Below are 15,297 nucleotides of genomic sequence, written 5' to 3' on the forward strand. Positions count from 1 at the left end.
CGCCACAATCGCTTCAGGATCGTGGCAGCTGGGCCTTTGCTTGACTTGATTGGCAGCTAGCTGGTGATGTTTCAAACAAGCGCTGAGTTTGGCCAATGATTTCTAGTTTTTCTGTAAATCATGAGGCAGTTGGTGGCATTTTTTGGTGACATCGGTATACTGAGAATGCTGGGCTTGGGCCCAAACTAACTGTTGGAGGATGTTATGTTAGATATTATAAAAGCCGCGATCATCGGGATCGTCGAAGGGTTGACGGAATTTCTGCCGGTCAGCTCCACTGGTCATATCGATTTGGTTAGCCAAATCGTGAAAATCAACCAGAACGCCGACTTCATGGCGATGTTTGAATACGTGATCCAATTTGGCGCGATCTTGGCGGTGATCTTGCTATATTTCAATAAACTCAATCCGTTCAGCTTCAAGAAGTCAGCTACCCAGCGGCAAGCCACCTGGATCTTGTGGGTCAAGGTGATTATCGCCTGCATTCCATCGATCGTGATCGGGCTGCCGCTTAATGATTGGATGGATGTGCATTTGCACAAGCCAATCGTGGTGGCTACGACCTTGATCGTTTATGGGATCTTATTTATCGTCATTGAGAATTTGTATAAGAACCGCAAGCCGGCGATCGCCAGCTTGGCCAACTTGTCTTATTCGACAGCGTTGTTCATCGGTTTATTCCAAGCATTATCGATCGTACCTGGTACCAGTCGTTCCGGCGCAACGATCCTAGGGGCGATCATCTTAGGCACCAGCCGCTATGTTGCCACTGAGTTCTCGTTTTTCTTGGCGATTCCAACGATGGTTGGTGTATCGATCTTAAAAATCGGCAAGTTCTTGATGAATGGCAATACGTTCAGTGGCGAACAATGGGCGATTTTGCTCACTGGGACAGTCGTGTCGTTTATCGTGGCCTTCATTGCCATTAAGTGGTTGCTGAAATTCGTGCAGAATCATGACTTCAAGGCCTTTGGCTGGTATCGTATCGTCTTGGGGATCATCGTGCTTGCAGTCTTGTTCATTTAGGAGGACCTGTATGCTTAAAGAAGTTTGTGTTGAGAACTTTACTGATCTGCCGCGTGCCTTAACTGCCGGTGCACGCCGCATTGAATTGAATGATAATTTGGCGGTTGGCGGTACTACGGTTTCTAAAGGCGTTATGGCTGAAGCAACACGCTATATTCACGAACGCGATGCCAGCATGGTGGCAATGATTCGGCCGCGCGGCGGCAACTTCGTGTATAACGATACCGAATTAAAGATCATGGAAGCCGACTTGTTTGAAGCGCAGGCACAAGGTGTCGATGCCGTAACTTTCGGGGCGCTGACGCCTGACAATTGGCTGGATGAAGAAGCCATGGAGAATCTGATTGCCGCAAGCGCCGGGATGACAGTGGTGATGCACATGGCGTTTGATGAAATCGCGCCTAGCCGCCAACAAGCAGCCATTGACTGGTTAGCTGACCATGATGTGGCGCGAATCTTGACGCATGGCGGATCGCTGGCTCAGCCGATCACCGCTGCTTTGCCGCATTTGCAAGAACTCGTGCAGATGGCGGCAGGCAAGTTAACGATCTTGCCTGGCGGCGGGGTCACTGCCGACAATGTGGAACAAATCACCAAGCAACTTGGCGTCAGCGAAGCGCATGGAACAAAGATCTTGAAGTATTAAAGCAAGCAAGCCGTCATGGAAAACCTCAATCAGGTTTTTCCATGGCGGCTTTTGTTGGCGGCAAGAACAAGATTTACACAACTTTTACACCAAAATAGCGAATGTATCCGCTGTCAATTTGCTGTGTCAGGTGTGTAACGTTCGGCAGTTGACCGTTACATGATATAATTGAGTTATTAGGAAGGTGAATGGCTTGCGCTTGATGACAACCTTACTTAGCCCGGTCACCGGGCTGGGATTTCTTATCGCGATATTCTGGCAAGTACAACGCTTGCGGCATGAACGCAAGGTATTCAACACAGCAATCGATCGGCATGCCACCGGCTTGTGGGCAGGCTTGATTGGCGGCATTGGCGTGGCTTTGCTTGTGTCGCTGGCGGCATTGGGCTTAGGCCTGATGGTGCCTAAAGCTGTATGGTTGGCAGTGTCTGGCTTGTGTTTGGCGGCTTTGGTGCTGTCGATTCTGGGCTTTTCCCCATGGTATTTGGGATTAGCTGGGGTGACAGCATTGTTGCTGGATGCGCCGCAAAACGGTTGGCAGTGGCAAGTGATCGCTTTGGTGGCGTTGCTGTGGCTGGCAGAAAGCGCGGTATTGCATTTCATTGACCCGCCGATCGATGTGCCAACTATCAAATTAGGTAAACGCGGGGCCGACATCGCGGTGTATGATCATCGCCAATTGTACTGGCTGCCGTTGGTGCTGCCGATCAGCGGCAGTACGTTCTCAAGTTTGCCATGGTGGGCGACGCTGCATGTTGGCGCGGCGCATTTTGCCTTGATCGGCTTGCCAGTGATCTTAGGGGTGATGCTGCGCACTAAGAAACAACTGCCGCAGCACGCCACTCATCAATGGGCGATTCAATATTTAGTTGCAGCCGGGTTAGCCGCGCTGTTAGCCGCGGTTGCGGCATGGCTTGGGCAACTGGCCTTGTATGCGCTGATCGCTTTGGCTGTGTTGGGGGCAGCGGTGGGCCTCGCCAATCGCTGGGCGTTGCGAGCCGGCAGCAACTATATCTCCCAAACCACAAGCGGTGTGCGGATCGTGGCGGTATTGCCGGAAACCCCTGCCGCTGCCATGGGGCTGGTTGCCGGAGACATTGTGATGTTGTGCAATGCCCAGCCGGTGCATCAAGTCGCAGAGTTATATGCGGCGATCCAAGCGCATCCGACATATTGCCGCTTGCGGGTCCAGCGCTTAGACGGCGAGATCAAGTTATGTGAAACAGCGATTTATGAAGGGGCCCCTCACACGTTGGGCATGATTACTTTTGCGGAGGAACTGGCGAAATGAAAAAGATCCTAGTGGTCGATGACGAACCGGCGATCGTGACGTTGTTACAATATAATCTGGAGAAGGAACACTATTCGGTGACCACCGCAGCAGATGGCGAAGCGGCGTTGACCTTGGCACTGCAGGAGCCATTTGACTTCATTATCTTAGATTTGATGTTGCCTGGGCTGGATGGCTTTGAGGTAACCAAAAAGGTGCGCGGGGCCAACATCACCACCCCGATCATGATCTTAACGGCTAAGGATTCTGAAACCGACAAGATCGTCGGCTTGGAGTTAGGTGCTGATGATTATGTGACCAAGCCTTTCTCACCGCGAGAAATCGTTGCGCGCATCAAGGCCATTGAACGGCGGGTCACCGCCCAAGATCAAAACGCCGACCCTAAAGTCGCAGCCAAACCCAAAGATGCGCATCAACAGTTGGTCGTTGGCGAGATCACCATTGACGAAGACGCTTATCAGGCCTTTAAGAATGGTGAACGACTGGCACTGACGCCTAAGGAGTTTGAACTGTTGGATTTCTTTGCCAAAAGAGTTGGCAAACTCTTGTCGCGGGATGCTTTGTTAAACGGGGTGTGGGGTTTTGAATACCCTGCAGAAACGCGCATGGTCGATATTCAAGTGTCACATTTGCGCGATAAGATCGAAACTGATGCCAAGCACCCGACTTATATCAAGACGGTGCGGGGCTTTGGTTATCAGATGGAGGTCCCGAATGAATAACCGTTTCACCCGCCAGGTCATCTGGTCAAGCCTGCTTGCAATAGCGGGCTTTTTCCTCATTATTACCAGTTGTGATCACTTGTTGTATACCCAACAAACCAAGCATCTCAAACAAGTGTATCAAACGTATCTGCATGTGGATGCGCGCGCGACCATCGAAGAAGATGCCGATGTGGCAATCACGCCGCTGTATGGCAAGCCGCAGACCCACCGCCAGCAGCTGATGCAAGACTTGATCGACCAGAAGCGGACGATCGTCGGGCAAACCCCGCAGTTGGTGAAAGTTGGCGGCCAGCAAGAACAGTTATTTATCTTCGAGCGTCAGCACAACCATTTTGTTGGGGTGTGGCAAGCTAAAGCCACGTTGTGGACAGTATCAAAAACCGGGTATCTGATTTTTGCCTTGGCATATTGGTTGGTGATGCTGGGCTTGTTTGCTTGGGGGATGTCCCGGCATCGCTACTGGCGAAGCCATATCGCCACCATGACCGAAAACATCGCCCGTATTCGCAGCGAGCACAGTGCCAGTCCGATCATCTTGACGCCAGGTTCGGCGTTTACCGAAATGGGGGCAGAAATCAATCGTCTGGAGCATGACGTTGGCCACTTGCGCCAGAAAGTCGCGCTGCGGCAAGCCAGCTTTGATCGATTGATCGACCATTTGCCTCAAGGCGTGATGCTGATCGATGCCGATCGCAATGTGTTGTTGTCCAATCAGGCCATGGCTAATTTCGTCGGCCATCCGATTGCCCCGCAAGAACATAACTACTTAGATGACGTTAAGACCTATGGCTTGGCGCGCATGATCGAGCATACATTTCGCAACCGCAAGTCGCATCACAAAGAATTGACCATGCTGACGACCCAAAAGTCGGTGGACGCCAATGTCATTGCGTTAAAAGCGCGGGCTGATCGCGAGCAGGTGTTGGTGATCTTGTATGATGTGACTTATTTGCGGCAAGTCGAGCAAATGCAGCTGGATTTCGTCGGCAATGTGTCGCATGAATTAAAGACACCGGTGACGGCCATTTCCGGGTTTGCCGAAACGCTGTTAGCCGGGGCAAAAGACGATCCGGCCACCTTAGATCAGTTCCTTAATATCATTAAAGACGAATCTACGCGCTTGACTAGCTTGATCACCGATATCTTAACGTTAAGCCGGCCTTCTGATGCACCAGCCAAACATGCTGATGTTGATTTGCGTGCTTTGTTGGATCAAGCCGTCACCAGCTTGAAGCAGCCCATCGCCGATAAACAACTGTCAGTGACCTTGGATGTGCCTGAAGGGCTTGAGATCCGCTCAGATGATGTGAAATTGTCCCAAGTGGTGCGCAACTTGATGAATAATGCGGTGTATTATAACCGCCGGCACGGCAGCGTCAATGTTAAAACCGAAGTCAAAGCTGATACCTTGCAGCTGACTTTTGCCGACACTGGTATCGGCATCGCCGACAGCGACCAGCAGCGCATCTTTGAGCGCTTCTATCGCGTTGACAAGGCCCGTTCGCGACATAACGGCGGGACTGGTTTAGGGTTGGCAATCGTGGCGGAAATGTTGCAGCAATTAGGCGGCGACATTGCCATTCATTCGCAAGTCGGCGTTGGGACGACCTTCACCGTGACATTGCCGTTGAGTTAGCCACAATAGATACGACTTTTACCACATTTTTACACAGACCGCAGTGAACATTTACAGTAGCTTGGTAAACTGTAATTCGATATCAATTACGGAGGAACAACGTGAAAAAACTGTTAGGCCTAATCGCCGTGTTAAGCGTGACGCTGTTGACTGCGTGCGCGGGTAAAGGAAATAATGGCGAGTCGATCACAGCCGTGGGTTCCTCGGCGCTGCAACCGTTGGTAGAAGCGGCAGCAGAACAATACCAATCGGATCACCTCGGGGTGTTTATCAACGTGCAAGGCGGCGGATCAGGCACCGGGTTGAGCCAAGTTCAACAAGGCGCTGTGGAAATTGGCAACTCTGATTTGTTCGCTGAAGAAAAAACCGGCATCGATGCCAAACAACTAGTCGACCACCGCGTGGCAGTGGTGGGGATCACACCGATCGTGCACCCAGGCGTAGGGGTCAAGAACCTGACCACGGCGCAATTGCGGCAACTGTTCACCGGCGAGATCACCAATTGGCGCCAAGTCGGCGGCAAGAACTTGCCAGTCGTGGTGGTCAACCGCGCCCAAGGGTCCGGCACCAGGGCGACTTTTGAGAAATGGGTGATGAACGGCCGCCAACCTAAAGCGGCGCAGGAACAAGATTCCACTGGCATGGTGCGCTCGATCGTGGCTTCCACGCCAGGGGCGATTTCGTATGTGGCGTTCTCTTATGTTGACAAAACCGTTCAAGAATTATCCTTGAACAAGGTCGCGCCAACGGCTAAGAATGTCACCACCAATGACTGGCCGATTTGGTCGTATGAGCACATGTACACCAAAGGTCAGCCAACTGGTTTGACCAAACAGTTCTTAGCTTATCTTAGCTCTAGTCGCACACAAGAATCTTTGGTGACGAAAATGGGCTACATTCCGATGACGCAGATGCAGGTGACTCGAGACGCCACCGGCAATGTTAAACACCACTAGGAGGCGCGCATGGATCCGATTAAAGAGGCAATGTTACACCGCTCCCATTCGGCAAAATTAGAGCGGCGCGGGCATTTGATCAGCTTAGCTTGCATCAGCTTGATCGTGGTCGTCGTGTTGGCGATTTTCATCTTCGTGGCCACGCGCGGCTTGGCGACGTTTTTCGATAATAAGATCAATTTATGGGCGTTCTTATCTGGTTCGACTTGGTCACCTGCCGTCAAAGACGCGCATGGGGTGCCGCAAGTCGGCGCTTTGCCGATGATCGTCGGCAGCTTCGGCGTCACGTTCTTATCGGCGGTCGTGGCCACGCCTTTTGCCGTTGGGGCAGCGATTTTCATGACTGAGATCTCACCAAACCTGGGTAAGCGGATCTTGCAGCCGGTGATCGAGTTGCTCGTCGGGATCCCGAGTGTTGTTTATGGGTTCATTGGGTTGTCGATCATTGTGCCGCTGATCCGCCGGGTCTTTGGCGGGACCGGATTTGGGATCTTGGCTGGGACCTTCGTGTTGTTTGTCATGATCTTGCCAACTGTGACGTCGATGACTGTCGATGCGTTCAAAGCCGTGCCGCGGCATTATCGCGAAGCCAGCTTGGCTTTAGGCGGCACGCGGTGGCAGACGATTTCCAAAGTCGTCTTGCGCGCGGCCATGCCTGGGATCTTAACCGGCGTGGTGTTTGGGATGGCGCGGGCATTCGGTGAAGCTTTGGCGGTACAAATGGTGATCGGTAACGCCGCATTGCTGCCCAAAGATCTGATCAGCCCGGCTTCAACGTTAACGTCGGTGCTGACATCTGGCATCGGCAACACCGTGATGGGTTCGTTGGATAACAACGCCTTATGGTCGTTGGCTTTGCTGTTGCTGTTAATGTCGTTGGCCTTTAACCTGTTGATCCGCTGGATCGGGAAGAAAGGGGAGATGAAGTGATGTCGGCCAAAACGATCGATAAAATCATGACCGCAGTGTTATACGCTGTGGCTGGCATCATCGTCTTGCTGCTTGCCGGTTTGCTGGGTTATATCTTGGTTCAAGGCTTACCGCATGTGTCATGGCATTTCCTGACATCGCCGGCGAAGAGCTTTGAAGCAGGCGGCGGCATCGGGATCCAATTGTTCAATTCATTCTACCTGTTGTTGTTATCAATGGTGATCGCTGTGCCGTTGGCCTTAGGTGCTGGTATTTATTTAGCTGAATATGCTAAGAACAACTGGATGACAGATGTGATCCGAACCGCCATTGAAATCTTGAGTTCACTGCCGTCTGTGGTGGTGGGGCTGTTTGGATTCTTGGTGTTCGTCTTACAGTTTCACCTTGGCTTCTCGATCCTATCAGGGGCCTTGGCCTTGACGATGTTTAACTTGCCGTTGTTGACGCGTAACGTGGAAGATTCCTTACGCCAAGTTGATTTTGCCCAGCGTGAAGCCGGGTTGGCTTTGGGCTTGTCCCGCTGGGAAACGGTTGTGCATGTGGTGATCCCAGAAGCGCTGCCAGGGATCTTAACTGGGATGATCTTAGGTGCTGGGCGCGTGTTTGGGGAAGCGGCGGCGTTGATTTACACTGCCGGGCAAAGTGCGCCGGCCTTGAACTTCGCCGACTGGAATCCCTTTGACATCGCCAGCCCGTTGAATCCGATGCGGCCAGCTGAAACTTTGGCGGTGCATATTTGGAAGATCAACTCCGAAGGGATCCAACCAGATGCCGCCGCAGTGTCAGCCGGAGCGTCTGCAGTGTTGATCATTGCGGTATTGGCGTTTAACATCTTAGCGCGCTGGGGCGGCAATCGAATCTACAAGAAAATGACCGCAGGCTAGCTCAAAGCGCAGCGGCCCGTCTTTAGAGGCGATAAGGCAAGATGGCGCCAAGGCGGATTGTGCCTTGGCGGCGTCTTGGCTGATTGGCTGGCACCAAGCTGCGCGCATTCTTCAAGCTGGGCTTAACTAGCCAGACGAAAGGACAATCATGGATAAATACTCGTTAGACGATCGCTACATCAAGCAGCTGAATGAAGACGAGCACGAGTTTGCCATCACCACCAAAGACCTCAAAGTTTATTATGGTGAGCATGAGGCGGTGCACGGGGTATCGCTGCCTTTTGAACGCTACAAGATCACGGCTTTGATCGGGGCCAGCGGCTCAGGCAAATCGACGTTTCTGCGTTCGCTCAATCGCATGAATGATAACATCGAAGGCAGCCGGGTGACTGGTCAGATCATGTATCGCGGGGTGGATATCAACTCTGATGCCATCGACGTTTATGAAATGCGCAAGCACATTGGCATGGTGTTTCAGCGGCCGAATCCTTTTGCCAAGTCGATTTATGACAACATCACCTTCGCGCCGCGGCGCTTTGGTGAAAAGCGCAAGGAAGTGCTGGATGAATTGGTGGAAACCAGCCTCAAGCAAGCTGCGCTGTGGGATCAAGTCAAAGATAACTTGTTTCAAAGCGGGTTGAGTCTGTCTGGCGGCCAGCAGCAGCGCTTATGCATCGCACGGGCGATCGCCATGAAGCCTGATGTGTTGTTGATGGACGAGCCGGCGTCGGCGCTTGATCCGATTTCAACGTCGACGGTGGAAGATACCTTGATGACGCTCAAAGACGAATACACGATCGTGATCGTGACGCATAACATGCAACAAGCGGCGCGGATCAGTGATTACACGGCATTCTTCTATTCCGGGCAAGCCATTGAATTCGACGAAACGCGCAAGATCTTCACGCGACCGAAGATCAAAGCCACCGATGATTATGTTTCGGGCCACTTCGGTTAAACAAAAGGAGCAGCAAGCATGGCAAAAGACAAAGTGATCACTTCCAAAGACGTCAAGTTGTGGTATGGCGATTACGAAGCGCTGCACGGCATCGATTTGGACTTTAACCGCAACGAAATCACGGCCTTGATCGGGCCCAGTGGTTGCGGCAAGTCCACTTATTTGCGGTGTTTGAATCGGATGAATGACTTGATCCCAGGGGTGAAGATCACCGGCGACATTCGCTTGCAAGGCCAAGATATTTACGCTGCGCAACAAGATGTGGTGGCTTTGCGCAAGAAAGTCGGCATGGTTTTCCAGCAGCCGAATCCTTTTCCTTTCAGCATCTATGACAATGTGGTGTATGGGTTGCGCCTCGCTGGGGTCAAAGATCGTGCCACTTTGGATGAAGCGGCAGAAACCAGCCTTAAACAAGCGGCAATTTGGGATGAAGTCAAAGATAAATTGCATGTGTCGGCGTTATCCTTGTCAGGCGGCCAGCAGCAGCGCGTCGTGATCGCGCGGGTCTTGGCCGTTCAGCCAGAAGTGATCTTGATGGATGAACCGACCAGTGCTTTGGATCCAATTTCCAGTACCCAAATCGAAAATATGTTGTTGGAATTACGCGCCCAATACACCATAATATTAGTAACGCATAACATGCATCAAGCATCGAGAATTTCCGATAAAACTGCATTCTTCTTGCAAGGGCGCCTGGTGGAATTCGCAACGACGAAGACGATTTTCCTCAACCCGCAAGAACAAGAAACATCGGATTATATTTCCGGACGCTTCGGCTAAGGTTACGCCAAATTATTGAACAAAGGAGGCATCATCATGCGAAGGTTATTCGAAGACGAACTCACTGACTTACACACCCGCTTCTCTGAAATGGGGATGATGGTCAATGAGGCGATCTTTAAATCCGTGTCGGCATTCATCAATCACGATAAGACATTAGCGCGGACAGTGATCGCAGAAGACAAGCAAATCAACAAACGCGAGGTCGATTTGGAGAAACAAAGCTTCGAGATGATCGCCTTGCAACAACCGGTGACCACCGACTTGCGGATGATCGTCACGGTGATGAAAGCCAGCTCAGATCTGGAACGCATGGGTGATCACGCCGTGTCCATTGCCAAGTCGACCATCCGGGTGAAAGGCACCACCCGCGTGCCGGCAATCGAATCAGAAATTGCCGACATGTCCGCTGCCGTTAAGAAAATGGTCGCCGAAGTCTTAGACGCCTATGTCAAAGAAGACGCGGTGCGTGCGCGAGAAATCGCCACGGAAGACCATGGTATCAACGCCTTCTCCAAGAAGATCTACGCCGATTGTATCGAGCAAATGCGCCAAGACTCTGATACCATTGTCGGCGCGATGGATTATATGCTGGTGTCCAGCTATTTGGAGCGGATCGGCGATTATGTGACCAATATTTGTGAGTGGATCTTGTATCTGCGCACAGGCAAGTTGTTGGAGCTGAACTCCAATGCGAATGAAGACGGCTTCTAAATTTGTGACCTGAACGCCTTTGCTTATCGACTCAATAGTCGATGCGGCAAAGGCGTTTTGTTGTGCGTAAATTCTGCGTCACTTAAGTAAAGGATCGCGGCGAATCTTTACGTGAGAGACGTCGATTTACATGATTCCTACAGAACCTTTACAATAATTTGTACCGTATCTTTACACCGCGGCGGTAAGCTTAATGATGTTCTCGGATGACAAGATGAAAGGAAGAACATCATGAAGAAATCAACATTGCTCACTTTCGCATTGACCATTACCGCCAGTGTCGCCGTCTTGGCCGGTTGCGGCGGCTCCAGCAGCGCCAAAGGTACCGACGCGGCGACTAAAGCGCCTGCGACCAAGATCGTTGCGGTGGGCTCCACGGCTTTGCAGCCATTAGTTGAACAAGCTGCGGCAAGCTACCAAGATGCCCATCCTGACGCGAAGATCACGGTGCAAGGCGGCGGGTCTGGTACTGGATTAAGCCAAGTTGTCCAAGGGGCGGTCACGATCGGCAACTCTGACATTTTCGCGGAGCAAGGTGATGGCGTTGACGCCGCTAAGTTAGTTGATCACCAAGTGGCTGTGGTCGGTATGGCGCCGGTTGCTAACAAAGACGCCGGCGTCAAGGCGGTGTCCATGGCGCAATTACGCGACATTTTCACTGGGAAAATCACCAACTGGAAGCAAGTCGGCGGCAAGGACTTAGCCATCACTGTGGTCAACCGCGCCCAAGGTTCCGGCACGCGCGCGACTTTTGAAGCAGCAGTGTTAGCCGGCAAGAACGCAGTAACCAGCCAAGAACAAGATTCTAACGGGGCGGTACAAAAGATCGTTGCGTCTACGCCAGGCGCCGTATCCTATCTGGCGTTCTCTTATATCAAAGACGACGTGCAAGCATTGAACATTGATGGCGTGGCCCCAACGGCTAAGAACGTGGCCACTGATGCATGGAAAATCTGGTCTTACGAACACATGTACACCAAAGGCCAAGCTGATGCTGGTACCAAAGCTTTCTTGAAGTATATCGACTCTAGCGAAGTGCAGAAAGGCTTAGTGGAGAAGCTGGGTTATATCTCCATTCACGACATGCAAGTGAAGAAAGACGCCAATAACAAAGTTACCAAGCAGTAAACGACAGAAGGCGATCATATGTTGAGCCTATTATTGCTGGTACCAGTCGCACTAGCCGTCACCTATTGGGGGATGAGCGCTACTGCTTCAGGTACTGCGGCGCGGTTCAATAAGCGCCGGCGTTAGAATGTGAACACCCCTGTGCGCAAGCCGCGGCACAGGGGTGTTTGTGTGTGCAGGTGTTGAACGGCTGAGGGCAAAATCAACCTTAGGACCTATGCAATCACTTGGCGAAGCGGGCATACTATAGTTACACAAGCAAGCCAATATGTGGAGGTAAAATTTCATGAATGAACGTGAACGGATTCTCGATTTGGTTAAACAAGGCGTGATCACCAGCGAAGAGGCCTTGGTCCTGCTGGAGAATCTCGCGAAGGCACCGTCCGGCCCATCTGCCGCTGACCAGCCTGACGTACAACCTCAGCCAGAAACCCCGACAGAAGAAACACAGCAATCAGATAACCACGAAACTGAAGAAGCCTTAGCCGCTTTAAACACCAAGCTGGCCGAAATCGCCGGCGAACTTGATGCAGCAACGGCCCAAGACAAGGCCATTGAAGCCAAGATCAACGCCAACAATGAACAGATCATCGTGTTAGACACGATGGAAGATCTGGAGACGCTGACGGAAGCCAAATACCAAGAACGCGGCGACTTGAAGCAAGAAAACTTAGAACTCAAGAATCAGCGAGAAGCTTTAGGCGAGCAGATCAGCGACCTCAAGCAACAAATTGCCGACCTTAACCGCCAAAAGCGCAACTTGAACAAGCAGCGCTTCACCGACAAAGTCTTGCCTGATGATTGGCAAGACCAAGCCAAAGATGCCTTGTCTGATTTAGGCAAGACCATGGGCTCGGCGACGTCACAATTTGGCACCTTGATGAAGAAAACCATGAACAGTGTGTTAGACAACGTGGATTGGAAAGACGTGACCGTGAAAGTGCCTGGCTTGGCCAGCGAGAAATTCACGCATGTTTTCACCTATGACAATGTTGCTGCTACTGTCTTAGATCTCAAAGTGGCTAACGGCGACGTGACGCTGCGCTCATGGGAAAAAGACGGCATCCAAGTTGATGCAACCATTAAGCTGTGGGGCAAAATGGACGCTGCAACACCGCTGGACGCCTTCATGGCGCGCAGCCGCATTGATGTCAACGATGACCATTTCATCTTCCAAGTGCCTAACCGGCGCGTGCAAGCCGATTTGATCGTGTCTTTGCCAAAGCGGGTTTATGACCACATTAATGTGCGCCTGCTTAACGGCGGCATTCAAATGCAAGACATCCAAGGCAAAGACTTCTATGCCAAGAATGCCAATGGCGATATGAACTTTGGCAATGTGCAAGCAACGATGCTGGAAACTCAAGGCGTCAATGGCTCATTGAAGGTCAATGGCGGTTCGATCCATGAGTTGATGTTTGAAACCGTCAACGGCGACATCAAAGTGCACACCACCCCAGACACCTCAGACTTACAAACTGTCAACGGCACGGTGCGCATCACCATGGATAGCGACTTTACCAAATTGAATGCCAGTTCCGTCAATGGCAACGTGAAGTTGGCGGTACCGCAAAGCGTCGCATTGAACGGTGAAGCCAAGACCCGCTTTGGCAGTGTGAAGAGTCGCTTAAGCGGTGTAGATGACGCGGCGACTGGCAAGCGCTTGGCTTTAGATCGGCCAGGTACTGGCAGCGGTGAGGTGACGATCACCACTACCAGCGGCAATATTCAATTAAAAGATACTGATAACGCCTAAACCAAGCTGTTTGGTGAGGCAAACTGGTACCACAATTTCTAACAAAGGAGGCGAACGCTATGCCTTTTCTATTGATCCCTATATTTTTCATTGTCATCGGCGTGGTGATGATCTGCATCCTTGGGCTGGTGTTCGGCTTGATCCACATCTTCTTTTGGCCGGTGGTCATCGGGTTATTTGTTTGGTGGCTGTTGCGGCGTAATGATCACCACCAGCGCCCGCATTATCATCACACCACCCGCCATCCTGATTGGCAAGAAGGCCTGCATCAGCGCAAGGAAGCGCACAACGTCCATGAAGAAGCCACGCACAAAAGTGACGACGATTGGAGCGATTTCTAAATGAACTTCTTGCGTAAAGTGCTGCTTACCACTGTGGTGTTCATGGTGTATGCGCAGTTCTTCCCAGGCCAGTTGTATGTGGCCGGTTGGGCCACCGCCTTAGTCGGGGCATTGGTGTTAGGCGTGTTGAATGGCTTGGTGCGACCGATCATCAAGTTGTTCTCGCTACCATTGACGATCTTGACTTTAGGCTTGTTTCTCCTGGTGATCAACGGCTTCATGCTTGAGATCATGACTTGGTTCGTGTCAGGCATTGTGTTCTCGAGCTTCGGGGCCATGATGGTGTTGGCAATCGTGATTTCACTGGTGAATATGTGGTTAGGCGATAACCACGACTGATCAAAGCGGCGCAGAGGCTTTCACAGCTCCTGCGCCGTTTTTGGTTACAACGGCGGTATCGTATGCTGATTTCATCAATTTGAAACCGGTTCCCCCTGTTCAGTGACGCGATTCGATGCTAGAATTAAGGTAACTATGGAAAGACAGGTGGAGCCAATGGCAGACAGTATCACCGTGGCGCAGTTAGTCACCGATCTGCACCTTGATGTACATTCTGGTGCGGATTATCTCAAGGAACGCAAGGTCGTGGTGTCTGATATTTCGCGGCCGGGGCTTGAGCTCACAGGTTATTTCAATTATTATCCGCATGAACGCATCCAATTGTTCGGGCGCACCGAGAATGCTTTTGCCGCCAATATGTCTTCTGAAGAGCGGCTGACGATCTTGAAGCGCATGTGTGCCGAAGATACGCCGGCGTTTCTGGTATCGCGGGGCATGGCACCATTGAAAGAAATGGTTACCGCCGCGGAAGCCGCGCATATTCCGGTGTTGTCTTCTAAATTGCCGACGACGCGTTTGTCCAGTTTGATCACCGATTATCTGGATGGCCAGCTGGCTGAACGCCGCAGTATGCATGGGGTTTTAACGGATATTTACGGTTTAGGGGTGTTGATCACCGGGGATTCCGGAGTCGGCAAATCTGAAACTGCGCTGGAATTGATCCAGCGCGGCCACCGCTTGATCGCCGATGATCGCGTCGATGTTTATCAACAAGATGAACAAACGATCGTTGGTGAGGCGCCGAAGATCTTGGCACATTTATTGGAGATCCGCGGTTTGGGGATCGTGGATGTGATGAACCTGTTTGGGGTCGGCGCGGTGCGCGAGCGCACCAGTATCGACTTGATCGTTCATTTGGAAGCTTGGGCGCCAGACAAGCAGTTTGATCGCTTGGGTTCTGGCGAACAGTCGCAACAGATCTTTGATGTGGCAGTGCCGAAGATCTCCATTCCAGTTAAAGTCGGGCGCAACTTGGCTTCCATTATCGAAGTGGCGGCGATGAACTTCCGCGCCAAGTCGATGGGCTATGATGCCACCAAGACGTTTGAAGCCAATCTCAATTCATTGATCCAATCCAACTCAGAAGAATAAGGCTGGGACATACGCGTTTTTAGCCAATCACGCAAGCGTCTCTGCACTACGATTCGCACTTTGAATCGCGGTGCAGAGACGTTTGCGTTACTTAT

16 protein-coding genes are annotated in these 15,297 nt (G+C 51.6%); all 16 read left to right on the top strand.

The annotated features are described in order from the left end of the window. The first annotated feature begins 204 nt into the window (after positions 1-204). The 16 genes from ACGG90_RS03460 to hprK all read left to right on the top strand — a co-directional run bounded on the left by ACGG90_RS03460 (position 205) and on the right by hprK (position 15,202). A complete protein-coding gene (locus ACGG90_RS03460; protein ID WP_390405893.1) occupies positions 205-1,026 on the top strand; it encodes an undecaprenyl-diphosphate phosphatase in 822 nt (273 codons plus the stop codon). 10 nt (positions 1,027-1,036) lie between these two features. Further along, positions 1,037-1,672 carry a copper homeostasis protein CutC gene (locus ACGG90_RS03465; RefSeq protein WP_390405896.1) on the top strand — a complete coding sequence of 212 codons (636 nt, stop codon included), beginning with the start codon at positions 1,037-1,039 and terminating at the stop codon, positions 1,670-1,672. Positions 1,673-1,874: 202 nt separating this feature from the next. After that, complete coding sequence (locus ACGG90_RS03470) at positions 1,875-2,963, top strand: PDZ domain-containing protein (RefSeq protein WP_390406247.1); 1,089 nt, start codon at positions 1,875-1,877, stop codon at positions 2,961-2,963. Next, positions 2,960-3,685 carry a response regulator transcription factor gene (locus ACGG90_RS03475; RefSeq protein WP_390405898.1) on the top strand — a complete coding sequence of 242 codons (726 nt, stop codon included), beginning with the start codon at positions 2,960-2,962 and terminating at the stop codon, positions 3,683-3,685. Before ACGG90_RS03470 ends, ACGG90_RS03475 begins: the two co-directional genes overlap by 4 nt. After that, the gene (gene pnpS, locus ACGG90_RS03480) at positions 3,678-5,324 is read left to right on the top strand and encodes a two-component system histidine kinase PnpS (protein ID WP_390405900.1); all 1,647 of its coding nucleotides are present in this window, start codon (positions 3,678-3,680) and stop codon (positions 5,322-5,324) included. Before ACGG90_RS03475 ends, pnpS begins: the two co-directional genes overlap by 8 nt. Positions 5,325-5,425: 101 nt before the next feature. After that, positions 5,426-6,280, top strand: coding sequence for a phosphate ABC transporter substrate-binding protein PstS family protein (locus tag ACGG90_RS03485; RefSeq protein WP_390405903.1), 855 nt, complete (start codon positions 5,426-5,428; stop codon positions 6,278-6,280). A 9-nt stretch (positions 6,281-6,289) separates the two neighbouring features. Beyond that, positions 6,290-7,210 (top strand): phosphate ABC transporter permease subunit PstC, encoded by a 921-nt coding sequence (gene pstC / locus ACGG90_RS03490; RefSeq protein ID WP_390405906.1) that lies wholly within the window; start codon positions 6,290-6,292, stop codon positions 7,208-7,210. Continuing rightward, positions 7,210-8,094: a phosphate ABC transporter permease PstA gene (pstA, locus tag ACGG90_RS03495; RefSeq protein ID WP_390405909.1), complete on the top strand. Its 885-nt coding sequence runs from the start codon at positions 7,210-7,212 to the stop codon at positions 8,092-8,094. Before pstC ends, pstA begins: the two co-directional genes overlap by 1 nt. Positions 8,095-8,242: 148 nt before the next feature. Further along, positions 8,243-9,052 (top strand): phosphate ABC transporter ATP-binding protein PstB, encoded by an 810-nt coding sequence (pstB, locus tag ACGG90_RS03500; RefSeq protein WP_390405910.1) that lies wholly within the window; start codon positions 8,243-8,245, stop codon positions 9,050-9,052. 18 nt (positions 9,053-9,070) lie between these two features. Then, positions 9,071-9,832 (top strand): phosphate ABC transporter ATP-binding protein PstB, encoded by a 762-nt coding sequence (gene pstB / locus ACGG90_RS03505; RefSeq protein WP_390405912.1) that lies wholly within the window; start codon positions 9,071-9,073, stop codon positions 9,830-9,832. Positions 9,833-9,868: 36 nt separating this feature from the next. Further along, positions 9,869-10,546, top strand: coding sequence for a phosphate signaling complex protein PhoU (phoU, locus tag ACGG90_RS03510; RefSeq protein ID WP_390405915.1), 678 nt, complete (start codon positions 9,869-9,871; stop codon positions 10,544-10,546). Between the two features lie 231 nt (positions 10,547-10,777). Further along, a complete protein-coding gene (locus tag ACGG90_RS03515) occupies positions 10,778-11,674 on the top strand; it encodes a phosphate ABC transporter substrate-binding protein (RefSeq protein ID WP_390405917.1) in 897 nt (298 codons plus the stop codon). Between the two features lie 286 nt (positions 11,675-11,960). Then, entirely contained in the window at positions 11,961-13,430 is a 1,470-nt protein-coding gene (liaX, locus tag ACGG90_RS03520) for a daptomycin-sensing surface protein LiaX (protein WP_390405920.1), read from the top strand. A 59-nt stretch (positions 13,431-13,489) separates the two neighbouring features. Continuing rightward, a complete protein-coding gene (locus ACGG90_RS03525; protein WP_390405923.1) occupies positions 13,490-13,771 on the top strand; it encodes a hypothetical protein in 282 nt (93 codons plus the stop codon). After that, positions 13,772-14,110 carry a phage holin family protein gene (locus ACGG90_RS03530; RefSeq protein WP_390405926.1) on the top strand — a complete coding sequence of 113 codons (339 nt, stop codon included), beginning with the start codon at positions 13,772-13,774 and terminating at the stop codon, positions 14,108-14,110. Between the two features lie 156 nt (positions 14,111-14,266). After that, positions 14,267-15,202, top strand: coding sequence for an HPr(Ser) kinase/phosphatase (gene hprK / locus ACGG90_RS03535; protein WP_390405929.1), 936 nt, complete (start codon positions 14,267-14,269; stop codon positions 15,200-15,202). The last annotated feature ends 95 nt before the right edge of the window (positions 15,203-15,297 follow it).

Origin of the sequence: Lacticaseibacillus jixiensis (assembly GCF_042847315.1) — a bacterium.
In the GTDB taxonomy this organism is placed as follows: Bacteria; Bacillota; Bacilli; order Lactobacillales; family Lactobacillaceae; genus Lacticaseibacillus; species Lacticaseibacillus jixiensis.

Bases quoted from the DNA above. Each gene is read 5' to 3' on its own strand.
- hprK (WP_390405929.1), top strand. From the start codon at position 14,267: ATGGCAGACAGTATCACCGTGGCGCAGTTAGTCACCGATCTGCACCTT.
- ACGG90_RS03525 (WP_390405923.1), top strand. From the start codon at position 13,490: ATGCCTTTTCTATTGATCCCTATATTTTTCATTGTCATCGGCGTGGTG.
- ACGG90_RS03470 (WP_390406247.1), top strand. From the start codon at position 1,875: ATGACAACCTTACTTAGCCCGGTCACCGGGCTGGGATTTCTTATCGCG.
- ACGG90_RS03460 (WP_390405893.1), top strand. From the start codon at position 205: ATGTTAGATATTATAAAAGCCGCGATCATCGGGATCGTCGAAGGGTTG.
- pstA (WP_390405909.1), top strand. From the start codon at position 7,210: ATGTCGGCCAAAACGATCGATAAAATCATGACCGCAGTGTTATACGCT.
- liaX (WP_390405920.1), top strand. From the start codon at position 11,961: ATGAATGAACGTGAACGGATTCTCGATTTGGTTAAACAAGGCGTGATC.
- phoU (WP_390405915.1), top strand. From the start codon at position 9,869: ATGCGAAGGTTATTCGAAGACGAACTCACTGACTTACACACCCGCTTC.
- ACGG90_RS03475 (WP_390405898.1), top strand. From the start codon at position 2,960: ATGAAAAAGATCCTAGTGGTCGATGACGAACCGGCGATCGTGACGTTG.
- pstC (WP_390405906.1), top strand. From the start codon at position 6,290: ATGGATCCGATTAAAGAGGCAATGTTACACCGCTCCCATTCGGCAAAA.
- ACGG90_RS03530 (WP_390405926.1), top strand. From the start codon at position 13,772: ATGAACTTCTTGCGTAAAGTGCTGCTTACCACTGTGGTGTTCATGGTG.
- pstB (WP_390405912.1), top strand. From the start codon at position 9,071: ATGGCAAAAGACAAAGTGATCACTTCCAAAGACGTCAAGTTGTGGTAT.
- pstB (WP_390405910.1), top strand. From the start codon at position 8,243: ATGGATAAATACTCGTTAGACGATCGCTACATCAAGCAGCTGAATGAA.
- pnpS (WP_390405900.1), top strand. From the start codon at position 3,678: ATGAATAACCGTTTCACCCGCCAGGTCATCTGGTCAAGCCTGCTTGCA.
- ACGG90_RS03465 (WP_390405896.1), top strand. From the start codon at position 1,037: ATGCTTAAAGAAGTTTGTGTTGAGAACTTTACTGATCTGCCGCGTGCC.
- ACGG90_RS03515 (WP_390405917.1), top strand. From the start codon at position 10,778: ATGAAGAAATCAACATTGCTCACTTTCGCATTGACCATTACCGCCAGT.